We start from the raw sequence: 22986 nt of genomic DNA, 5'->3' as shown, positions 1-22986 counted from the left end.
AAAGTAACATTGATTGAAGACGAATACCAGATTGTCATAGATTTACGAACAATTTTTTTAAGACAAAGAACTATATTTACTACCAAACAAACGAGAGAACGTGATATCGGTATTTTAAAGAAGAAAGTTTTTATCTAGATTTTATTATAAGGATGCTGTACAATAACAAGAAATATTTTAGATTTACCAATCTGAAAGGAATAAAGTATCATTCCATAACTGACGGTAAAAACTTTTAAACAAATATAGTTATACATCTGATACGGCAAAACTAGTAAGCAAAACAGTTATGAATCAAATTGAGCTCATGTGCAAAATAAAACAACAATGATTGTTGAAGATAATGAGCGTCATTTGTAAACAACCAAAATAAAACAACTTTGAGAGAGCAGAAGTGTTAAATGTCAAGAGCACTTCTGCTTTTTTAGCATAATAAAAGTTTGTGTTAGGAGAATAGCAATGGAATTGCAGGATAAAAAAAATCGGATTAAGAAGCTAAGAAAAAAGGCGGAACTTTCTAGAAATGCTCATTTTATGATTGCAAACCGCTTGAAGCTATACAGTAATTGTTTACATTCTTTTGTTTTAATAGGTTCTACTGTAACTGCTATTTTAACTTTTGCAAATTATGATGCTTTTTTACCTATTTTTAAAAATTTAAATGATAAAGTCTATAAATTAACTATTGGACTGATTGCATCCCTAGTTTTTATCGTTACGGTTATAGAAGAATTTTTAAAACTGGAGAAAAGAGCCTCAGAACATGAAGGTGCTGGAAAGCAATTAACTACATTTATAAGGAACGCAGATTTAATTGAGAAAAGTACATCAATTAATGAAGGCGATATTCTACAACTCACCCAGAGCTATACAACGATATGCGAAAACTCTCCAGTTATACCTGATAAAGTTTTCTTTAAAGCAAAAAAGCATCTTTATGAAAAAATTGCTATTAGTAAAGAATTGGAAATAAATCCGTTTATGAATATTTATTTTTTTAAATTGATGATGAGATTAAAGCAGTTTAAAAGTATAACAGCTAATGAAGGAGCTGAAGGGGAAATTGATAAAAAGGAGAGAGGGTAACAGTGTTTTAATATTGTTAAGTGGGGGACTGGATTCTTGTGCTCTAGTCCATTATTATCTTTCTAAACATTATAAAGTGAAAGCTTTACATTTTGATTATGGTCAGCCAAGTAAATCTAGAGAGCGGCAAGCAGTTGAATTAATTGCCAAATATTATAAAATTGATGTACAAATAGCAACTTTAGGATTCCCATTAAATGAAAGAAAAGGAGAGTATGTAGGAAGAAATGCCTTGTTTTTATTAGCTGCTGCAAATCTGTTGCCTGTTGATGTTTCAAAGATATCCCTTGGGATACATTCTGGTACACCATATTATGATTGCTCCCATATATTTATAGAGGATTGTACAAAGATATTGGATGGATATTTTGCCGGTTCGGTTACATTAGAAGCTCCGTTTATTGATTTTACAAAAGCCCAAATTTACGAGTACTGTGTAAGGGAGAGAGTGCCGATATATTTAACTTACAGCTGTGAAAGAGGATACAAGGAACCATGTGGTGAATGCTTATCATGTATAGATAGGAGTGTATTAATTGGATTTTAATTATTGTATGAGAAGGAAAATTGAGAATGTTAATGTTATGACTCCTATTTTAGTTCCTTCATTTTCAAGTAAAGGAATAAAGCATTTTAAAATGATGTATAATTTTCTAGTAAACCGCTTAACTGAAGCCTCCTTAGTTAGTGCGTATGATTTGTACTATAAATTTATTGATGCTGAGAAAATTTACGAAACGGAAATAGTGTTTATTGATAGTGGGGGCTACGAAGCAATAGCTGAACATGATTGTTCTGACATCTATGGAAATGAGTACTCACCTAATGAGTGGAAATTAGACTTTTATCTGGAACAAGTAAATAAGATAGAGCCCTTAACGAACATAGTCCTTGTTAACTATGATTCTCAAGGAATGTCAACATTGGAACAAATAGAGAAGGCTAAGGATATATTCAGTATGTTTCCTCACTATACGTCTGATTTTCTTTATAAGCCCATTAAAGATAATGGCTTATTGAATATTAATGAGTATTTAGAGCACATAGAGTTAGTTTCTCCTTTCTCTATTCTGGGATTTACAGAAAAGGAATTAGGACAGTCAGTCTTGGAAAGATGTCGTAATATATATAGAATTAGAGAAGCTTTGGAAGGTGCGGGATTAGATAAACCTATACACATTTTTGGTTGCCTTGATCCATTAAATATTATTGTTTACTTTTTGTGCGGAGCTGATATATTTGATGGTTTGTCTTGGCTTAGATTTTCCTTCTACAATAACAATCCAACATACTTTAATAGTTATTCTATTTCAAGGGGTTTTTGGCATTTATCAGATGTTGAAGTTAAATTATTATCGTGTTCAGAAAATCTAATCACACTTAATGAGCTAAAGAAAAAAATGAACCATTTTACTAAGATTAAAGATTTGACTTTATTTAACTTGGATAAAAAAACAAATAACGAAATCTTGAAATTGGTTGAAAAAGTGTACAAGGGGGAATGATTATGGGGAATAATGGAAGTTGGTATTATCCCAGAAAAAGTCTTAATGATTTATTAGAGGAACAATCAGTGAAAGAGAAAAAGCAAGAAAATGAAAGAGCAGTAAACGATTTTTTGCAAGAACTAGCTTCTAAACTAAGCCACAGAGATGTAGAAAAAATTCGTGTTCACTTAGAAACTTTAAAAAAAGCCTTAGAAAAAGAAATAGATGGGACAGTTGAATTAAATTTTGGGGGCTCTGTAAGTAAGCATACATATGCTAAGGGTTTAAGCGATATTGATATGTTGGTTAGAATTAACAATAGTCTACTGTCAAATGCTAAGCCTCAAGAGGTTTTAGATGTCTTTGCTAAGGCCATTAAACAAAGATTACCCAAGACTGAAGTGAAAAAGGGAGATTTAGCTGTTACCGTTAAATTCAGCAGTGGACATGAAATACAATTATTACCTAGCATAAAAACGGCAACAGGATATAAAATTGCCAATCCAGGAACTAATGAATGGAGTAATGTGATAAAGCCCAGAAAGTTTGCTGAAAAATTAACTAGCGTAAACCAAGCCAGTGGCGGCAAAATTATTCCAATGATAAAAATTTTTAAAAGTATAAACGCTCAGCTACCTAAAAATTCTCAATTATCTGGTTACCATATTGAATCGTTAGCTATCGACGCATTTAAGAATCAATCATCTTATCCTAAAACTTATAAAGGGCTATTGCAATATTTTTGCGAACATGCCTCAAAGGCAGTATTGCATCCAATAAAAGATAGTACAGGGCAATCGATTCATGTTGATGATTATTTAGGTAAGAGTAACAGTTTAGAGAGAAAGAGAATTAGCAATAGCCTAAGAATTTTGCATAAGAGGATGAGTCAGGCGGCTTCAGTTGAAGATTGGAGAGATATTATAGGTGAATAGCACTAATATATATAGTGCCTTTATAACTTAAATAAAGTGTATGATACTGCTTAGAGCTTGTTGAAGTTATTGTTGTGCATGCGAAACGAACACTTATTGCCCCCTGGTATCCGAGATTAGGTACTCTTCACTGGCCGTGATAGAGAAGAAAAACATATTTTGTATTTAACCCATGGTGCTAGTTGAACTCTATTGTTCAACTAGCTCAAGGACAACAAGCGTGTAAGCCAATAAAATGCCATCTAGTGCTGTTTCAAACCCATCGACGCTATTAGCACGGATGGCAGTAAGACGAAATAGATCGGCAAGAACAGAAAAAGTGGTTTCCACGATTTTACGTTTTCGACGCATCCACTGTGCCCACTTTTTCGGCGAAACCGTGCGTTGATTTTTGCGAGATTGAAACGGTGCCAGGCAAGTTCTTGTTGTATTGAAACGGTGCCAGGCAAGTTCTTGTTGTATTGAAACGGTGCCAGGCACTGTTCGGGGCTTGTAAAAAAATCGATTGTCGTTTCTGGGGATCCGAAACAGCGTATTTACAAGCGTAGCCCATTTTCATACCGTGAGTTAGGTTTGTACATTGAAGGGCGGAAGACACGGAATTTGCGGACAAACTATCGCTCGACAAAAGAAATTATGAAGCTGGCGAGCAGTTTGCAATTTTTAGATGAAGAAAACGATCGCTTCGATGATCAACGATTTGTGCGGGAAGGGAAGAAACCTAGTATTTATTACTTCCCGTATGCGAGCGAATTGAGTCGTCATCTCAGACGTTCCGCAGCATTTCACCGTTTGTGCGCGATTTTTACCAAGCGGATTATGACGCCTTTGGCTTTGATTCAGCGATTTATTCGAAGTAGAGGTGAGGTTCTATGACTAAAATTCAGTTTGACATTAAACAAAAGATTGCCGTCCTGTCGGAATCAGGGAAGGGATGGAGCAAGGAGCTTAATCTCATTAGCTGGAACGGCTATCCGGCGAAATTTGATATACGGGATTGGGATGTAGCTCATGAGAAAATGGGAAAAGGGGTTACGTTAACAGAGGCAGAGCTGAAGGCGTTGTACCACGCTTTGCAGCGCTGGTTTGAAGAAGAAGGAAATGAGGGGAAAGATGTTTCGTGGAACGGTTTATTAGAGCGATGGACACAGCGTTCCCCCTTGTTTATTCAGCAGTTGAAAAATATTTTATTATATTTGCAAGAGCGCCAATACCCGCTGGAGAAGCAAAGACAGCTGCTGTACGCCACCGTTTTTCCTGAGTTTGAAGAGGCGCTCCGTTATGAAATAGAAACTATTCGTAGCATACACGAAGTCGAGTATGCCGAATTTGTCCAATTGCTTCGAACATTAAAACCGGAACAGGTGGAGCAGTTTTTTATGACATTGAAACAGTAAGTGTATCAAGAAAATGGGTTCAAACACTGTTTTCTGAGTTCTTAACAATGAGGTGTATATACGATGACACATGGAAAAATAGATGCCGATAAAAGAGTACTACAGAAAATTTTTTCGCCGGATTTTTGGTTTGTTATACCAGAATACCAACGTTCCTATGTTTGGCAATCGGAAAATATACAGGATTTAATTGACGATTTGTATTACGCATTTATGAATAAACGCGATAGCGAGTATTTCCTTGGTTCACTCGTTTTAAAGCGAACAAAAAATAAAGATTTTGCAGAATATGAAGTGTTAGATGGGCAGCAGCGGTTAACCACATTCTTTTTAATGTTTGCTGTTTTAAGAGATTTGCTAGAAGAACGAGCGTTTAAAAATAACCTTCAGCAGAAAATTTATCAAGAAGCTGATGAACTTGATATGGTACCTGAAAGGCAACGTATTACCTACCAGATTAGGGATCAAGTAGAAGATTTTATAAAGAAATATGTTGTTGCTTTAGATGGAACTACGTTAATTGATGAATTGAAAGTAGAAAAGGAAAAAGATAATGTATCAATTTCCAATATGGCTAATGCGATACTTGTATTAAGAGAGCAGCTAGAAGATAAAGAAGAACTAGGAGAATTTGTTAAATTTATTTTTAATAAAGCGCTGGTTATTTATGTATCAACGGATAATACGGAAGATGCGTTTAGGATGTTTACAATATTAAATGATAGAGGTATCCCTTTAACGAGCGCAGATATTCTTAAATCAATGAACATCGGGCAATTGCATAATGAAAAAGAAATAAAAAAGTATGCGAAATATTGGGAAGAGATCGAGGGGCGTTTTGGAGAGGGATTTGATCGTTTTCTAAACTTCGTCAGAACAATTATCGTAAAAGAGAAAGCGAGAACAAATTTATTGGAAGAATTTGAGGAAAAGATTTATAAAGCTGGTAAGCTGACGCAAGGAAAAGAAACGCTAGATTTTATTAAACGGTATGATGAAGTGTACGAAAATGTCATCGAATTAGCTGATAATGAGTTGAGTAACGCATTTAAAAATCTCATTACTATTATGAAGATAGGATTCCGTTCAGAGGACTGGATACCTCCTGTCATGTATTATTACGCTAAGTTTAAAACAAATAAGATAGATGAATTTTTACAGAAGTTGGAATTTAAATTTGCTGGTGATTGGATTTCTGGGGTAAATTCAACTCCGAGATTAGAAGCAATGAATAATATTTTAAAAGCCATTGAACAAACGGATGCGTCTAATGTGAATGATTTAATAAATAACGATGACATTTTTTCAGTGGATGTGGAGGAGTTTAAGCGGCAGATTAGCGGTAACGTGTACAAAAAACAATATGCAAAGTATTTGTTGTTAAAGATGGAGTATTTATTGGGGGATAACACCGTTCATTTATCTGGTTATAAAAACATAAGCGTGGAGCATATTTTGCCACAAAATCCGGATAAGAATAGTCAATGGGTACAAGATTTCACGGAGGACGAGAGAGCGTATTGGACAGATAAAATTGCTAACCTTGTCCTCATTAGCAAGAGAAAAAATAGTTCGTTAAGTAACTTAGATTTTAAGCAGAAAAAGGAACGTTACTTAAAAGGACATATGGACGTTTTCAAAGGAAGCAAAGTATTTATTGACCAGAAAGATGAGTGGACACCAAAGGTTTTAGAAGAACGACAGCGACAAATGATCGATTTGTTGGCAAGACGCCCATAAAAAACGAACCATCGGATGATAATCAATGGCCGTATATCAATTTTACGCACTCATTCAAAAGGACGAAGAGGACGATGGCCATATCGTCACTTTTCCAGATTTGGACAACTGCTTTACTTACGGAGAAACGTTGGTGGAGGCAGTAGAGATGGCAGAGGATGTATTGTTGACAATGCTCGACTATATGGAAGAAATAGGGGAGGACATTCCTGTTGCTTCTTCTGTCGAAAAATTAAAGGAACTGTTGCCTAGCGGAGCCAGCCTTGTAAATATTGAGATTGATACAGATATACTAACAAACGTGGGCTAGTTTCCGTGATTTTAGCGAGAAAGCTCCTGTCTTTAGGCATAGGAGTGGAATCACATTTCATCGTCTTGAATCGGACGCACAGGGCGCAAGGCACCATCGAGTAGGGTCTTGCGGAACAAAGGCGGGTTCTGCACGTAGGTGTACGGAAAAACCTTTTGTACGCAAGAACCCCGCGAATTTAGTCGTTGGGAGATTCAGAGATTGGCTACCGTAGGCAACGGTACGAGCGACTAATAGATGAAGGGGCATTTTTATGAGAAGATTATCACGAATGACCATAGATGAATTATATGATCGTGAGGAACAACTTCTTGAAGAGTTAAATAGCGATGAGGCAAAAGATTGGATTTATCATGAAATTGTAGGTGTGTATGAAGAAATATGCCGTCGCTTATCGAGATGTTCGATAGAAGAGAGAAAAGAACACGGGTTTGAATATGTGAAAAAACAGCTAGTCAAATATTTGATTCGTTACGGGACGTATTTGAAAACGCAGCTGAAAAAAGATGAGCGTATGGCGAAAACAGCGTTTCAAAAAGCGTTGAGATATGATTCGGAAAATCCGATTGCCCATTATCGTCTCGGATTTTTAGCGTATAAGGAGAAAGAGTACGCAACGGCGCAGCGTTACTTTGAAAAAGCGCTTGAATATCAAAAGGGATATTCGAATCCGGAGTTTTGCTTAAATGAACGACAGCTATATTATGCTCATCTGTATTTGGCGAATAGCGCCTTGTTTGTGGCAGAAAAAACGTATCAATCGCTTGAGAAATTTCCTGATTACATAAGCGATCAAGAGAAACCTGCGGAACTTTCATTTTTGCATGAATGGTTGCAGCAAAATGAAAACATTTTAACGATGCAAGCATTTACGAAATGGACGTCGAGCGGAAAAGAGTATTGTTCAAAAGAACAATGTGAAGAAATCATGATGGATCCTCCTAAAAATACAGTCGTTCTTTATTTTTCCGATCATGAAAACGTTGTATCTTATCACGATAGGAAAGTATGTTTGCCACGCGATCCTGCGGAGATGCTTTGTTATTTTTTAGTGAAAACAAATCAAGAGCGTCCGGCAACGAAATATGATATGGAGGCATTTTTTCAATTGAGACGGGATGGGGACATTCCTACAAATACGTTCGTTCAAAAAATAAGGCGTCTTCGGGAAAGGCTGCGATATGTTCAAGTGCCTGCTCTGATCGACTCATGTCAGTTTCGAGGGGAAACCGCCTACTATTATAACGGCACTGTCGATTATATCGTCATGTATCGCAGTGACTATACGTTTTTGTTTCGTGATGAATTGTGATGACATGTGTGTCATCGCTCTTTTTTTATACTAAGTTTGTAAATAATGAAAAGGAGCGATGATGAGATGAAAACATGGAATCAATTATTTACTCGCCAAGGGTTTGTGGTAGAGGAAAAAAGTCCAAATGAGTTTATTTGCACGAATGAGAGAAAAGAAAACATTGAGTTTTTATTAGAAAGCTTGGATAAAGCGAATGTGAAGTATTTGTTTTTTGCTGATGTATTAACGATTGATAGCCCGCCGATTAGCGAAAAACAATGGCTACAAGTAGTCGATTTTCCAAAACATGGAGTTTGGGAAGCAATCGGGGTAGAAGAACCAAAAGTATTTGAGTTAGATACGTATATGAGCGGTGTCATTCGTGAGTTGAATCTTCTTGGATTGCGTACAGTGTATTGTTGTGATGGTCACGGTCAACATCGTCCTTATGTATCTTTCGGTGAGCAGACGAATATGGAAAAAGTGATGCAGTTGTTCCATGCATTGCAAGTCGATGTGAATTTGCGGCCGTCTCGTTTTCCTAGGGTCGTGTTTTCCGTAAAAAGAGAACGACTCCTTGATCTTGCTGAACAAATGCGGAAAGTACAAATCGATTGGTTAGAACAAGGGGAAGCCTATATCCGCAAAATGCTATTTCTTCATGAGCTTGAAGAATTGCTTAGCGTTTCAGGGGAAAGTGGAAATGAACATAATATTCGCTCTGTCGTATATGAAAAACTTGCGCCACATGTCGATCGCATCACAATCGATCGCTACGGAAATTTGCTGGCGCAAAAGAAATGCAAAACAGGACATGGGCCAACGATTTTGTTGAATGCGCATTTAGATACGGTAGAATCCTTCGTACTAGGAAGAACGATTGTGAAACAAGGAGCGATTTGGTCGAGCAGCGAAGGGATTTTAGGAGCGGATGATCGCGCTGGGGTGGCTGTGTTGCTTGAAATAGCGAAATGGCTTGACACCTCTTCATTTAACGGAACAATAAAATTTGTTTTTACCGTAGAAGAAGAGTGCGGACTTGTTGGAGCGCGGAAGCTAGAGAAATATTTTCTATGGGATGTAGATGCGGCGATTGTCGTTGATCGGCGGGGAACAGGGGATATCGTCACATCATGTGGTACCACTCAGCCGTTTTGCGATATTCGCTACGGACAGTTTTTTGAACAAGTAGCGTACGATGCGGGGTTAACTGGTTGGAAATGTACTGCTGGTGGAAGCAGCGATACGAGAATTTGGGCAGAACAGGGCATTCAAAGTGTAAACTTATCTGCAGGATACGAGTGGGAACATACGAACGACGAAACATTAGATACGGATGCTTGTTACGGAACGGTGCAACTCATTCAAGCGGTGCTTAATCAATGGCAAGACTTTTCAAGAATGTTGCGAGATGTGCGTATGGCTAATCGAGAACGTGTAACAGTGATGCGGATGCAAGGTGGAAAAAGGGACGTCATTTAGGCGTCCTTTTTGTGATTTCATACGAAAATGAGGAGAGGATGTTGTATAATGAAAAAAGGAAGGTGAGATACACGTACATAAACAACGCATTTGCACTAATTGTATTTAGCATAGCCTTTTATCTTTCTTGCTTGGGATTAGCGGTATTTTTAGACTAAGTGATCCGATGGACTCATTTGACCTAGTACTCGGATTCGTTCTCGTTGTATTAGGCTTTCCAGGTGCTTTTCTAGGTATAGAGACGTGGTGGGGAGATCGGAAGCTAAGAAAAAAGCAGAAGAGATAGTACACGATAATAAAAATACGCGGAAAGGGGTGTATATATGTGAGCCATTCATTGGAGAACTACAAAGAATCGATTGTTTTATCCTATCAATATGCGTTTCGCTTATTGCTTCATTTGAAAAATGTTATTGCTGCCTCTAAGCAAATTCCAGCGGAAGATGAGTTAATGAAAGAAGTATATCGGGACTCAATCGTAAAGAAATATGAAATTCTCGAAGATCAACTTTGGAAGTTGTTGTCGAAAATTTTTAAAGCGTCTGGGTTAGAATTACACAGTCCGAGGGCGTGCTATCGGCAAGCTTTTAAAGAAGGGTGGATTGAACATATTGACATATGGAACGATATGTTAAGTTCGCGTAATGCAACGGCACATGTATATAATGAAGAAGATTATGAACAAATTAAGCAAAAAATTGTTGATAAATATGTCCAGGCAATCGAGGCGTTGTTGCAAAAAATAAAAGAAGAAGTGATTGATCGTGAAAACATATGGAATTAACCAAACCGTATTTGAACGCTTAATGGCATATTTTCAAAGTGAAGAAGAGATCCGACGAGTTATTTTATTCGGTTCGCGGGCGAAAGGAACGGCGCGTTACAACTCCGATATTGACTTGTGCATCGATTATATAGGAAAGCAAAAGTGGAAAGTCATCGATGCGATTGATGAAATCGTTGGCATTTATTCGTTTGATGTGTTGTTTGCTGACTCGTTGAACAAAGAAATCGCACAGCAAATTAAGCGTGACGGAGTCGTTATTTATGAGAAATAAAAAAGCAGGGGACAATCGTCCGCCTGCTTTTTCGTTTACACTGTAACGGATGCTTTTGTTTTTTTCCGCAGGTCAAAGCGGTCAGCGTTCATCACTTTTACCCAAGCCTTGATAAAGTCGTGGACGAATTTTTCTTTGTTGTCGTCTTGGGCGTAAAATTCGGCGTACGAACGGAGGATCGAGTTCGAACCGAACACTAAGTCGACACGTGTGGCAGTCCAACGAACTTCTCCTGTTTTCCGGTTGCGAATGTCGTACAAGCCATCTTCTTTTGGTACCCATTCATAGCTCATATCGACGAGGTGGACGAAGAAATCGTTCGTTAGCACGCCGATACGATCCGTAAATACACCGTGAGGAAGGTCGCGATACGTTGCCCCTAACACGCGCAATCCACCAACTAATACAGTCATTTCTGGAGCGGTTAAGCCAAGCAACTGCGCTTTGTCGACAAGCAGCTCCTCAGGCGTGACGCTGTATGCTTTCTTTTGGTAGTTACGGAATCCGTCCGCAACCGGTTCTAATACAGCAAAGCTTTCGACATCTGTTTGTTCTTCGGTTGCGTCGCCGCGCCCAGGCATAAACGGTACACGAACGTCAAAACCAGCGTCGCGTGCAGCTTTCTCGACAGCGGCGCTACCGCCAAGTACGATTAAATCGGCAAGGCTCACTTTTTTCGGAAGCTCACGTTGAATATCTTCGTAAACGGAAAGCACTTTGGCAAGTCGCTCTGGTTCGTTTACTTCCCAATCTTTTTGCGGAGCGAGTCGAATACGCGCACCGTTTGCTCCGCCGCGCTTATCGGAGTTGCGGAATGTGCTAGCGGACGCCCAAGCTGTTTTTACAAGCTCGCTCACTGTTAGTCCTGATTGCAAAATGCGCGTTTTGATGTCTTCGATTTCTGCATCAGTTAATTCCACGTCAACTGCTGGAATCGGGTCTTGCCAAATGAAATCTTCTTTCGGTACTTCTGGACCGAGATATCTCGTTTTCGGCCCCATGTCACGATGAATAAGTTTAAACCATGCGCGTGCAAACGCATCAGCAAATTCTTCAGGATGTTCATAAAAGCGGCGAGCAATTTTTTCATATGCTGGGTCGAACCGTAACGCTAAATCGGTCGTCAGCATCATCGGTGGCACTTTCTTGTTCGCATCTTCGACATCTGGAGCGAGATGTTCTTCTTTTAAGTTCACTGCTTCCCACTGATACGCACCAGCTGGACTTTTTGTTAGCTTCCATTCGTATTCAAAAAGCAATTGTAAATAGCTGTTATCCCATTTTGTAGGTGTTGGTGTCCAAGCGCCTTCTAGGCCACTTGTAATCGTATCGCGTCCTTTTCCTTTTCCGTATGAGCTGATCCAACCTAATCCTTGTGCTTCGATTGGAGCGGCTTCTGGCTCAGGACCGACATGCGATGCATCGCCAGCTCCGTGCGCTTTACCAAACGTATGACCGCCTGCGATCAGCGCCACCGTTTCTTCATCGTTCATGCCCATTCGTTTAAACGTCTCACGAATGTCACGTGCGGCTGCGAGCGGATCTGGATTACCGTCCGGACCTTCTGGATTGACGTAAATGAGTCCCATTTGCACAGCAGCAAGCGGATTTTCTAACTCACGATCGCCTGTATAACGTTCCGAAGCGAGCCATTCTTTTTCCGCACCCCAATAAATGTCTTCCTCTGGATGCCATACGTCTTCACGACCAGCGCCAAACCCGATCGTTTTTCCACCCATCGACTCAATGGCTACGTTGCCAGCTAATACGATTAAGTCCGCCCACGAAATTTTATTGCCATACTTCTGTTTAATCGGCCACAGCAGGCGACGTGCTTTATCTAAATTCGCATTGTCCGGCCAGCTGTTCAACGGGGCAAAACGTTGCGTGCCTGTTGATGCTCCACCTCGTCCGTCACCGATGCGATACGTTCCTGCCGAATGCCAAGCCATGCGGATAAATAGCGGTCCGTAATGGCCGTAGTCGGCAGGCCACCAATCTTGGCTTGTCGTCATCAGTTTGCGCAAATCTTCTTTTAACGCCCAATAGTCAAGTTTTTGAAACTCTTCCGTATAATCGAACGTTTCGTCATGTGGGTTCGTTTTTCGGTCATGTTGATGAAGGATGTTTAAGTTTAGTTGATTTGGCCACCAGTCTTTGTTTGTTGTTTTGTTTGAAGCATGACTTGTCACGCTCCCATGGAATGGGCATTTGGATACGTGTTCGTTTTTGTTTTCCATTCTTTTATTCCCCTTTCTAGCATATGAATAAAATGAATTGTCTCTCAGTTGTATACACAATGAAGTGATAATGATTAGTACATTAGAATTATACTAAATTAATATTTAATAGTAAAGTATAAAAAATATTTTTATCAAAAAATTATAAAAATCCCCCATTTCATTCTGTTTACAGAATAAAATGGGGGATTTATACGTTTACATCCGTATCTCCGTTCATCGTTTCACTCCAATCTTTAACTCTGGATCATATGTTGGACTTGTTCAGTTGTCAAATTGCGAATAAATTCGATTAAATCAATTGCTTCAATGCCGAACTCACGACATTTTTCAACGTATCTTTGGTAAGCTTTCGTATACATATCCATAAACAAAACCCCTTTCGCACGTTTCTTTTGTTAGTTACATTGTATTATAACAGATTTAAAAAATCAATAACTGTTATATAATTATTTTTTATATTCAGGCAATAGTTGCTTTCAATATATTTTCGTAACAATATAGTCAAATGTTCTTGAACATAATGTGAAATGTTGAGCAAAAACAATTTTCGTAATTAAAAAAGTGGTATGATAAAGATGTAATAAAAATAATAAATAAGGAGAGATGAAACATGGTAGTAAAATGGTTACGTGAGCATGTAAGCGCAGCGGCCGTTTTGACAGTGTTTCGTTTGTATCTCGGTTATGAATGGTTTATGGCAGGATGGCATAAGGTAACAGGGGGATTTGATGCGACAGGATTTTTAAAAGGAGCGCTTGGTAAAGCAACAGGGGAGCATCCAGCAGTACAAGGATGGTGGGCATCCTTTATTGAACATGTAGCGTTGCCAAACGTTGGATTTTTTAACTTTCTCGTACCATGGGGAGAGGTGCTTGTCGGCATTGCGTTACTTTTAGGTGTGTTTACAACATTTGCTGCTCTGATGGGAGCTGTAATGAATTTCGCATTTATGTTTTCAGGTACAACAAGTACAAACCCACAAATGGTTTTATTAACATTTTTCATTCTTGTTGCAGGAGCGAATGCAGGAAAGTTTGGGATTGATCGATGGGTAATTCCGTATCTTCGCAGATATGTGAGTGAATATCAGAATAAACGAAAAATAGCATCGACTTCTTAAAAGACGGCCATACGCACCTTTGTGCGTGGCCGTTTTTTTCTTGTTTTAAGTAATTTTCGCATGTAAGTGGTACAATGAAAATGTTTGTAGTACAATAGAGTAGGCGCCTGTAAGGGATTATACATATTTAACCAAACAAGAAAGGATGGACATACATGCATATCATAGAGCTAATTAAAGCGCTCATTTTAGGGCTAGTGGAAGGAGCGACAGAGTTTGCACCTGTTTCATCGACAGGCCATATGATTATTGTTGATGACATGTGGCTAAAATCGAGCGAGTTTTTAGGAAAGTATGGGGCGAATACGTTTAAAGTCGTCATCCAGCTCGGTTCAGTTTTAGCTGCGGTTGTTGTGTTTAAAGATAAATTTTTTGAGTTGCTTTATTTACGAAAAGGTGAAGTGAGAAAAGGACCACGCTTGACGCTGATGCACATTTTCGTTGGTCTTTTGCCTGCTGGAGTGTTGGGGGTTTTATTTGAAGACTATATTGATGAACATTTATTTTCCACAAAAACGGTGCTCATTGGGCTCGTGCTTGGAGCTTTGTTGATGATCGCAGCGGATCGTTTCGGAAAACGAACAGTAGCACAAACTGTAGATGACATTACGTATAAGCAGGCGTTTATTGTCGGTCTTGTTCAATGTTTATCGCTTTGGCCTGGTTTTTCGCGTTCAGGTTCGACCATTTCAGGTGGCGTACTTGTTGGCATGAGCCATCGTGCTGCAGCTGATTTTACATTTATTATGGCGGTGCCAATTATGGCAGGAGCAAGCGCCATTTCGTTGTTGAAGAACTGGCAGTACATCACGTTTGATGCGTTACCATTTTTCGTTGTTGGTTTTATTAGTGCTTTTGTTTTTGCATTGTTAGCTATTCGCTTTTTCTTACGTTTAATTAACCGCGTGCGTCTCGTTCCGTTCGCGATTTATCGCATCGTACTTGCGGCGGTCATTTATGTCGTTTATTTTGCATAAATAAAAGGCTCCTTTTCACGGGAGCCTTTTATTCGTTCAGTTTTTTAATAATTTTTGCCGGATTGCCTCCGACGACTACGTGATCAGGAACATCTTTTGTGACAACAGCTCCTGAAGCGATGACAACGTTATTTCCAATGTTTACGCCCGGATTAATGATTGCTCCGCCACCAATCCACACATGATCGCCGATCGTTACTGGTTTTCCGTATTCTAAACCGGACGCTCTTTCGATTGGATCAATGGGGTGCGTTGCCGTATAAATATGAACGCCGGGGCCAATGAGACAGTTGTCCCCGATACGAATGTCACATACATCTAAAAAAACGCAATTAAAATTCGCAAAAAAGTTTTCCCCGACATGAATGTTGTATCCGTAATCGCAATAAAAAGGGGGTTCAACATATACGTTTTGACCTGTTGAGCCAAATAGTTCTTTTAATAAAGAAATGCGTCGTTCATGTTCTGTTTCTAACGTTTGATTAAATAGCCTTGTTAAGCGACGAGCATGTTCTCGTTCTTTCACTAACTCCGGATCGGTAGCTCGATACAATTGACCACTTACCATTTTTTCTTTTTCTGATTTCATCTTTTTTCAACTCCTTTATTTTCCTGTTTTCATTGTACCATAGCAAAGCGCTATGTTTAAAAAAATCGTCAAAAACGCGTGAGTGCATGATGCAATACGAAGTCTATAATGAATGTGAACAATAACACAAAAAGTTGGTGATGAGAGATGCATAAACATGCGCGTGCGATCGATTATAACGAAAATCCGTTTATTGTCATTTGGGAAGTGACGAGAGCGTGTCAGTTAAAATGTGTCCATTGTCGTGCCGATGCTCAACCGTTCCCCGATCCGCGCGAGCTAACATATGAAGAAGGGCTTCGATTAATTGATGACATATATGACATGAACAATCCGATGCTTGTGTTTACGGGCGGGGACTGTATGATGCGCGAAGATTTGTTTGATCTTGCTGAGTATGCGATAAAAAAAGGAATGCGTGTTTCCATTACACCAAGCGCAACCCCGAATGTAACGAAAGAAAAAATGAAAAAAGCAAAAGAGATCGGATTGTCGCGCTGGGCGTTTAGTTTAGATGGACCGACGGCCGACATCCATGACCGATTTCGTGGTACACCGGGTTCGTTTGATTTAACAATTGAAAATATTCGTTATTTGAACGAGTTACATATGCCACTGCAAATCAACACGGTCATTTCGCGTTATAACTACGATCATTTAGAACAAATGGCGAAATTAGTTGCGGAGTTAAAGGCGGTGATGTGGTATATCTTTTTACTCGTACCAACTGGTCGTGGGCAAATGAATGATTGCATTACTCCAGCCGAGCATGAAGAAGTGTTTCGTTGGTTGTATGAATTGAGTAAAACAGCACCGTATGATATTAAAACGACAGCGGCGCAACATTATCGTCGTGTTGTCATTCAACAAAAAATGCGTGAAAAATGCATTGATGCAGGGGATATTCGTTATGAGCATGCGATTACGACTGACCATGCTTCGATGATTGATGGATTAAAACGAGCGCCAAAAGGTGTCAATGACGGCAACGGTTTCGTTTTCGTCTCCCATACAGGAGATGTCATGCCAAGTGGTTTACTTCCGATCGTATGCGGCAATGTGCGCGAGCAACCGTTATCGCACATTTATCGCGAATCGGAAGTGATGAAACAGTTGCGCCAGCCAGATTTATATAAAGGGAAATGTGGCATTTGTGAATTTCGTTACGTTTGTGGCGGATCGCGTGCTCGGGCATATGCGATCACGGGAGATTATATGGAAAGTGAACCGTTTTGTGTATACGTTCCTTTAGGGATGAGAAGAGAAAAAACCCGAACGGTGTTCGCTTAATGCGGACGCTGTTCGGGTTTTTTATGTTGGTTCTTTTTTCGAAACAGGTGAAGGCATGTGTTAAATATCCATAGACTGATAAGAGAGAACAAAACGGCTAGTTCAATTGGTTCCATTACTTGAAAAGGATTGAAAATGTCAAGCCAAGCTTGATGAATGCTCATTCCTAGCAATAAATTCATACTAATCGCTATACTGCCTAACAACATAGAAATAACGATACAAACCACGACAGTTTTCATCATTTCATCTCCATGGATGCACTTTTTATTTAGCATCTGACCTTTTTGTACGTTTATTCCTTTTGCATAATATACGCATTGTATGCTTATTCTAACTATCAAGGAGACAATGGATGGAGGAGGAAAGATGTGGACACGATCGAAAGGTAAGAAAGAAAAGCATACGCATGCATATGGGTTGTTGGCACAAAAGGGCATATACGGGACGATTGAGCAGAATTTACATGCGAATATAGAAAAAGTGAGAGATATTACTGGAAATAGTGCAGATATCATCATCCGCCGTTTTTTACTTGGAAAGGAGGACGATTTGCCTGCTGCACTTTGTTTTGTGAGCGGAATGGTTGATGAACATATTGTTCAGCAATTGTTGCTTGAAATAAGTGTACAATTATCACTTCCTTCAAGTAGTTGCAATCTAGACTATATTGAACAAAAAATAGCTACAGCTAATACAACACGGCGCATTCAGCAATGGCACGACATATTTTCCTCGCTTATGTCTGGGGAAGTCATTTTATTTATTGATGGGATGCTAGAAGCAGTTGGTGTATCAGTAAAAGGTGGTGAGTATCGTGCGATTACAGAACCGAGTACACAACTATCTATTCGAGGGCCACGTGAGGGTTTTACGGAATCGTTGGCAACAAATGTTGCTATGGTCCGCCGACGAATTCAAAATCCACATGTGTGGGTAGAAGGCATTACATTAGGTGAAGTGACACAAACAAATGTCCGTATCATGTATATTAAAGGAATTGCAAATGACAAAATTGTTGAAGAAGTGCGTAGTCGATTGCGACGCATTTGTATAGATGGCGTTCTTGAATCTGGATATATTGAACAATTGATTGAAGATGAATCATTTACAACGTTTCCAACTGTTTATCATACGGAAAGACCAGATAGTGTTGCGGCTAATTTGTTGGAAGGAAGAATCGCTATTTTTGTAGAGGGGACGCCATTTGTCCTTATTGTCCCAACTGTATTTATACAATTTTTTCAAGCTGTAGAAGATTATTATGCACGCTTTGATATTGCGACAGCGTTGCGTTTTTTACGTGTGCTCGTTTTTTTTATTTCCCTTGTTGCACCGTCTGTGTATATTGCACTGACGACATTTCATCAAGAAATGATTCCTACTTCCCTTGTCATTGCAATTGCTGCACAACGTGAATCGGTTCCTTTTCCCGCTTTTATTGAAGCATTGCTCATGGAGGTGACGTTTGAAATTTTGCGTGAAGCTGGAGTGCGCTTGCCAAGGGCTGTTGGACAGGCTGTATCGATTGTTGGAGCGCTCGTCATCGGACAAGCTGCTGTAGAAGCAGGTTTTGTTTCGTCAGCCATGGTTATCGTTGTGTCCATCACGGCAATTGCTAGCTTTGCGACACCATCGTTTGCAATTGCTATCTCCGCACGTTTAATTCGTTTTGCCCTAATGGTACTAGCTGCTTTATTTGGTTTTTATGGCATTTTGATTGGCATGATTTTAATGACTATTCATTTATGTAGTCTTCGGTCATTTGGAGTGCCATACATGGCACCACTTGCTCCCCTTATTTTAGAAAATATAGGTGATACATTTATACGTTTTCCGTTATGGGGATTAAAAGAGAGACCTCGCTTGATCATGAATACAGACACGGTTCGTCAAAAGGGGGGGCAACGTCCAAAGCCGCCTCAACAAACAGAGAAAGAAGGGGATTCAAATTAAACGATATCTTTTCCTCATCTTTGTCCTGTTATTTACGTGTATTATTTACGGTTGTTGGAGCAAAAGAGAGCTGACAGACTTAGCATTCATTATTGCAGTTGGTATAGATAAAAGGGATGGAAAATATATGTCGACATTTCAAATTGTCAATCCTGGAAACGTAGCAGGGGCGACTCAAAGAGGGGGAGGGAGCGCAGGGCTTCCCGTTGCCTTGTATACATCAACTGGCGATACGTTAGTTGAGGCAAGTCGGAAGGCATCAAAACAAATATCACGCATTCCATATTATTCTCATACAAACCTTGTTGTCATTGGGGAGGAGCTTGCGAAAGAAGGAATTCAGCAAATTCTTGATGCTGTTGAGCGCAATCCCCAGTTTCGACCTGCAGCGAATATTATTATTGCGCGTAAACAAACAGCGAAACAATTATTATCTGTACTTACGCCGATCGATAAAATTCCTGCAAATCAAATAATTAAAACATTGCAATTTACAAAAGATTTGTTAGGAGAAAACGTTGATACTCGCATAAGGGAAATCATCGAAAATTTTTCGCTTGATGGAAAAGAAGTTGTCATAAGTAGTTTTCGTATTGTCGGTGATTGGCAGAAGGGAGACGAACAAGATAATGTTCGTACTATTGAACCTTCGGCACGTCTTCGCGCTGCTGAACTAGCTGTTTTTAAGAATGGGAAGCTTGTTGGCTGGATGAAGAATGAAGAGGCTCGTGGGGTTTTGTGGGTACTTAATAAAGTGAAACAAACAAGTGTAAATATTGATTGGGGTGAATCTAAGGAAGGATTGTCCTATAAGGTGATGCGTGCGCAAGCAAAGGTAACAGCAAAACTAAAAGACGGGAATCCAATAATATCGGTTTTTATTAAAACAGAGGGAGATATTAGCGAAACATTTGTTTCTATTGACTTCACAGATCCAAAGCAAATAATAGAGCTCGAAAAAAAAATACAACAGGAGATAAAAAAAGAGGTGAAAGAAGCAGTACATACTGCTCAAAAGAAGAAAAGCGACATTTTTGGATTTGGAGAGGTGGTTCATCGAACGTATCCAGAGGAATGGAAAGAAATGAAAAAATTATGGCATAACAAATATTTTCCTAAATTAGAAATTCACGTGAAAGTTGATTCATTTATTCGAAGAACAGGATTGAGAACTCGCTCATACATTCAGTGAAAAGGCGGTGAGATGCGGTGGAACGAGCGTGTATAAGTGCGCGGCAATTATTTATGCTTGCCATTTTATTTGAACACGGTAGTGCCATGGTTATTCCACTTGGAGTAGATGCGAAACAAGACGTTTGGCTTGCTATTTTATGTGGCATGGTTTTAGGAGGAGGATTGCTGTTCGTTTATTACCGCCTTTTTACATATTATCCAAGACTACCTCTTACATCATATAGTCAGCGCATTGTTGGTTCTTTTTTTGGAAGGGTACTGGGGCTTATATACGTACTTTATTTTTTATACATTGCGGCTCGAGTGTTACGCGATTTCGGTGAGCTGCTATTGGCGTTTGCGTATTCTGAAACCCCTTTGTTTATTTTAAATGCTGTCATGATGCTAACAGTAATGTATGCTGTTTATAAAGGAATTGAAGTCATTGCGCGAGCGAGTCAATTATTTTTCTTTTCACTTTACTGGATACTTATATTAGGATTTGTACTGATCATCATTACAGGAGCAGTTGATCTTCATCGTTTACAGCCGATATTAGAAGAAGGATGGGGACCCATTTTTCATGTTGTATTTACACAAACACTATATGTTCCATTTGGCGAAATGATTGTCTTTACGATGATTTTTCCTTATTTGCAAAAACAAGAAAAAGTAATGAAGGCAGGGTTTCTCGCGTTGTTTTTAAGTGGCATCAATTTAGCAATCATCATGGCAATGAATATAGCCGTATTGGGGGCGGATATAGTTTCGCGTTCCACCTTTCCCTTGTTGAACACGATTCAAGAAATTCGTGTAGCAAATTTTTTAGAGCGATTAGATGTGTTATTTATGATTGCACTCATTGTCGGAGGATTTTTCAAAGTCGGTGTCTTTTTTTATGCAGGAGTAATCGGAGCGGCAGATTTATTTCAAATCAAAGAATATCAACGTCTTGTTTATCCGCTAGGTATTTCTGTTTTGTTTTTGTCCATTGCAATCGCCAGCAATTTTGCTGAGCATATTAAAGAGGGGCTACAAATCGTTACAATTTATATGCATATTCCACTTCAAATTGTGATCCCAGTTCTTCTTCTTTTAATTGCTATGTTGAGACATCAAAAAACAGATAAAGAAAATAAGGGACGATAAGTCGCCCCTTTTTAAAAATCAAAGTTATCCGGATCTGGACCGATGCGGTGGTTTTCGTTTAGCGCGTCAATCGCATCCATTTCTTCTTTTGTTAAAGTAAAGTCAAAAATGTTTGCGTTTTGCGCGATGCGTTCAGGTGTGACAGACTTCGGAATGGTGACGACTTCGTGTTGTAAGTCCCAACGTAAAATAACTTGAGCCGATGTTTTGCCATATTTTTGCGCAATGTTGACAAGCGTTGGCTCGTTCAACAAATCGCCGCCACGCATAAGTGGTGACCACGCCTCGAGTTGGATGTCGTGTTGTTTACAAAAGGAAAGAAGTGGCTTTTGTGTTAAACGTGGATGAAACTCCACTTGATTAACCATCGGTTTAATCTCGCAATCGGCAAGGATGTCTTCTAAATGATGAATTTGGAAGTTGCTCACTCCGATCGCGCGCACAAAACCGTCTTTATATAACTTTTCAAGCGCTTTGTACGTTTCTTTATATTTTCCTTTAACAGGCCAATGCACTAAATACAAATCGATATAATCGAACCCGAGCTTTTTTAAACTTGTATCAAACGCTTTTAACGTTGATTCGTATCCTTGATCGGAGTTCCATACTTTTGTTGTGACAAAAATTTCGTCGCGAGGAATACCTGATTCGCGAATCGCTTGACCGACACCTTCTTCGTTCTGGTAAAATGCAGCGGTATCAATGTGGCGATAACCGACTTCAAGCGCTGTGCGAACAGAGCGAATGACTTCGTCGCCTTCTTGCACTTTATAGACCCCTAAACCAAGCCAAGGCATACGGACACCGTTATGTAACATCGCGGCATCTTGTAAACTGTTCATCTCCATGCTCCTTTCCAATATTTGTCCCTTTTATTATGAGATGGATTGTCTACAAATGCAAAACATATGGCTCATATGGAAGGAGCTACAAATTCAAATCGCGATAGTTTGGATGGTGTTTTAACAGCTCGGAAACAGTAACAAATATATATCCTTTTTCTTTTAAAATCGGTAAAATTTCTTTTAATGCTTGAACAGTTTGTTTTCTGCTACCGCTTCCATGGTCATGAAATAAAATAATTTGCCCGGGCTCGATGTGTTCAACGACACGGCGGACAATTCGTCTTGTTCCAGGATTTTGCCAGTCATACGTATCTTGATGTTTTGACCACATCACAACGGTATATCCCTGTTGTTTGGCGGTGTCAATGATCTGCTTATTGTAGTAGCCGAACGGGGGACGAAATAACGTCGGGCGTTTTCCGGTAATGTGATACAGTACATCGCCTCCTTTTTTTATTTCTTCCTCAATCGTTTGTTTTGATTTTCCACGAAAATCGATATGTTTATATGTATGATTGGCGATCTCATGCCCTTCGTTCATTTGACGTTTAATCATGTCAGGATACTTTTCCGCGCGAAATCCGACGACGAAAAAAGTCGCTTTCGCATCATATTGTTTTAAAATCGCTAAAATGTCAGGAGTGTATAGTATGTCTGGTCCATCGTCAAATGTAATGGCAACCATTTTTTCATTTGTCGGAACGCTCCAAACGATATCATCATTCGTTCGATGTACAGGTGTTGATGCAGTAAGTAAGAAAGATAAAAATAAGAAAAGTACGTTCATTTTTCATCCCCACTTTTTTATATATGATGTGAAAAAAGTTGTTGTGTCATTCTCTTTTCTACGCAAAA

At 39.2% G+C, this 22986-nt stretch carries 22 protein-coding genes and 2 pseudogenes; 17 read left to right on the top strand and 7 right to left on the bottom strand.

Translation table 11 applies throughout. The features are described from left to right. Window positions 1–459: 459 nt before the first annotated feature. From BO219_RS04400 to BO219_RS04385, 4 genes are read left to right on the top strand one after another with little or no spacing between them, the layout of a single operon-like run. Window positions 460–1086 carry an SLATT domain-containing protein gene (locus BO219_RS04400; protein WP_077428552.1) on the top strand — a complete coding sequence of 209 codons (627 nt, stop codon included), beginning with the start codon at window positions 460–462 and terminating at the stop codon, window positions 1084–1086. After that, window positions 1064–1633, top strand: a complete 570-nt coding sequence (locus BO219_RS04395; RefSeq protein WP_198936652.1) for a 7-cyano-7-deazaguanine synthase — start codon at window positions 1064–1066, stop codon at window positions 1631–1633. Before BO219_RS04400 ends, BO219_RS04395 begins: the two co-directional genes overlap by 23 nt. After that, window positions 1623–2591 carry a hypothetical protein gene (locus BO219_RS04390; protein ID WP_077428550.1) on the top strand — a complete coding sequence of 323 codons (969 nt, stop codon included), beginning with the start codon at window positions 1623–1625 and terminating at the stop codon, window positions 2589–2591. The genes BO219_RS04395 and BO219_RS04390 overlap by 11 nt, the downstream gene beginning before the upstream one ends. Before the next feature lie 2 nt (window positions 2592–2593). Next, entirely contained in the window at window positions 2594–3508 is a 915-nt protein-coding gene (locus tag BO219_RS04385) for a CBASS oligonucleotide cyclase (protein ID WP_077428549.1), read from the top strand. A gap of 189 nt (window positions 3509–3697) precedes the next feature. On the opposite strand, the pseudogene BO219_RS04380 reads toward BO219_RS04385, so the two are convergent. Next, a pseudogene (locus tag BO219_RS04380) lies at window positions 3698–3907 on the bottom strand (transposase); the annotation flags it as partial. Between the two features lie 473 nt (window positions 3908–4380). Here BO219_RS04380 and BO219_RS14745 point away from each other — a divergent pair. The 7 genes and pseudogenes from BO219_RS14745 to BO219_RS04335 all read left to right on the top strand — a co-directional run. After that, window positions 4381–4587, top strand: a pseudogene (locus tag BO219_RS14745) (YdbC family protein); the annotation flags it as partial. A 381-nt stretch (window positions 4588–4968) separates the two neighbouring features. Further along, the gene (locus BO219_RS04365; RefSeq protein WP_077428547.1) at window positions 4969–6645 is read left to right on the top strand and encodes a DUF262 domain-containing protein; all 1677 of its coding nucleotides are present in this window, start codon (window positions 4969–4971) and stop codon (window positions 6643–6645) included. A 25-nt stretch (window positions 6646–6670) separates the two neighbouring features. Beyond that, window positions 6671–6955: a type II toxin-antitoxin system HicB family antitoxin gene (locus BO219_RS04360; protein ID WP_077428546.1), complete on the top strand. Its 285-nt coding sequence runs from the start codon at window positions 6671–6673 to the stop codon at window positions 6953–6955. Window positions 6956–7208: 253 nt separating this feature from the next. Then, window positions 7209–8267, top strand: coding sequence for a tetratricopeptide repeat protein (locus tag BO219_RS04355; protein ID WP_077428545.1), 1059 nt, complete (start codon window positions 7209–7211; stop codon window positions 8265–8267). Between the two features lie 66 nt (window positions 8268–8333). Continuing rightward, window positions 8334–9731: a M20/M25/M40 family metallo-hydrolase gene (locus tag BO219_RS04350; RefSeq protein WP_198936651.1), complete on the top strand. Its 1398-nt coding sequence runs from the start codon at window positions 8334–8336 to the stop codon at window positions 9729–9731. Between the two features lie 325 nt (window positions 9732–10056). Further along, a complete protein-coding gene (locus tag BO219_RS04340; RefSeq protein ID WP_077428543.1) occupies window positions 10057–10515 on the top strand; it encodes an HI0074 family nucleotidyltransferase substrate-binding subunit in 459 nt (152 codons plus the stop codon). Next, window positions 10496–10789, top strand: coding sequence for a nucleotidyltransferase family protein (locus BO219_RS04335; RefSeq protein ID WP_077428542.1), 294 nt, complete (start codon window positions 10496–10498; stop codon window positions 10787–10789). The genes BO219_RS04340 and BO219_RS04335 overlap by 20 nt, the downstream gene beginning before the upstream one ends. Before the next feature lie 35 nt (window positions 10790–10824). Here BO219_RS04335 and katG read toward each other — a convergent pair whose 3' ends face one another. Both katG and BO219_RS15015 read right to left on the bottom strand, forming a co-directional pair. Beyond that, entirely contained in the window at window positions 10825–13029 is a 2205-nt protein-coding gene (katG, locus tag BO219_RS04330; RefSeq protein ID WP_077428541.1) for a catalase/peroxidase HPI, read from the bottom strand. A gap of 236 nt (window positions 13030–13265) precedes the next feature. After that, window positions 13266–13397 (bottom strand): hypothetical protein, encoded by a 132-nt coding sequence (locus BO219_RS15015; RefSeq protein WP_006319602.1) that lies wholly within the window; start codon window positions 13395–13397, stop codon window positions 13266–13268. 245 nt (window positions 13398–13642) lie between these two features. On the opposite strand from BO219_RS15015, the gene BO219_RS04325 reads away from it, so the two are divergent. Together BO219_RS04325 and BO219_RS04320 are read left to right on the top strand one after the other, a co-directional pair. Continuing rightward, on the top strand, window positions 13643–14152 hold the full coding sequence (locus BO219_RS04325) for a DoxX family protein (protein WP_077428540.1): 510 nt from the start codon (window positions 13643–13645) through the stop codon (window positions 14150–14152). Window positions 14153–14307: 155 nt separating this feature from the next. Further along, window positions 14308–15129, top strand: coding sequence for an undecaprenyl-diphosphate phosphatase (locus BO219_RS04320; protein WP_012574827.1), 822 nt, complete (start codon window positions 14308–14310; stop codon window positions 15127–15129). 28 nt (window positions 15130–15157) lie between these two features. On the opposite strand, the gene BO219_RS04315 is transcribed toward BO219_RS04320, so the two are convergent. Beyond that, on the bottom strand, window positions 15158–15718 hold the full coding sequence (locus BO219_RS04315; protein WP_012574828.1) for a sugar O-acetyltransferase: 561 nt from the start codon (window positions 15716–15718) through the stop codon (window positions 15158–15160). A 147-nt stretch (window positions 15719–15865) separates the two neighbouring features. On the opposite strand from BO219_RS04315, the gene BO219_RS04310 reads away from it, so the two are divergent. Further along, the gene (locus BO219_RS04310) at window positions 15866–17008 is read left to right on the top strand and encodes a TIGR04053 family radical SAM/SPASM domain-containing protein (protein WP_077428539.1); all 1143 of its coding nucleotides are present in this window, start codon (window positions 15866–15868) and stop codon (window positions 17006–17008) included. Here the strand turns inward: BO219_RS04310 and BO219_RS14640 are convergent. Then, entirely contained in the window at window positions 17005–17250 is a 246-nt protein-coding gene (locus BO219_RS14640) for a YczF family membrane protein (protein ID WP_077428538.1), read from the bottom strand. The genes BO219_RS04310 and BO219_RS14640 overlap by 4 nt on opposite strands. A 127-nt stretch (window positions 17251–17377) precedes the next feature. On the opposite strand from BO219_RS14640, the gene BO219_RS04300 reads away from it, so the two are divergent. From BO219_RS04300 to BO219_RS04290, 3 genes are read left to right on the top strand one after another with little or no spacing between them, the layout of a single operon-like run. Beyond that, entirely contained in the window at window positions 17378–18964 is a 1587-nt protein-coding gene (locus BO219_RS04300) for a spore germination protein (protein WP_198936650.1), read from the top strand. After that, a complete protein-coding gene (locus tag BO219_RS04295) occupies window positions 18954–20156 on the top strand; it encodes a Ger(x)C family spore germination protein (protein WP_476692362.1) in 1203 nt (400 codons plus the stop codon). Before BO219_RS04300 ends, BO219_RS04295 begins: the two co-directional genes overlap by 11 nt. Window positions 20157–20173: 17 nt before the next feature. Continuing rightward, window positions 20174–21286, top strand: a complete 1113-nt coding sequence (locus tag BO219_RS04290) for a GerAB/ArcD/ProY family transporter (RefSeq protein ID WP_077428536.1) — start codon at window positions 20174–20176, stop codon at window positions 21284–21286. Between the two features lie 11 nt (window positions 21287–21297). Here the strand turns inward: BO219_RS04290 and BO219_RS04285 are convergent, their stop codons facing one another. Both BO219_RS04285 and BO219_RS04280 read right to left on the bottom strand, forming a co-directional pair. Next, complete coding sequence (locus BO219_RS04285) at window positions 21298–22128, bottom strand: aldo/keto reductase (RefSeq protein WP_077428535.1); 831 nt, start codon at window positions 22126–22128, stop codon at window positions 21298–21300. 85 nt (window positions 22129–22213) lie between these two features. Then, the gene (locus BO219_RS04280) at window positions 22214–22918 is read right to left on the bottom strand and encodes a polysaccharide deacetylase family protein (protein WP_077428534.1); all 705 of its coding nucleotides are present in this window, start codon (window positions 22916–22918) and stop codon (window positions 22214–22216) included. Window positions 22919–22986: the final 68 nt, after the last annotated feature.

The organism is Anoxybacillus kestanbolensis (genome assembly GCF_001996285.1).
Classification (GTDB): Bacteria; Bacillota; Bacilli; order Bacillales; family Anoxybacillaceae; genus Anoxybacillus; species Anoxybacillus kestanbolensis_A.
The sequence above is the reverse complement of the archived record's forward strand: the minus strand, read 5'-3'. Positions and strand labels throughout refer to the sequence as shown.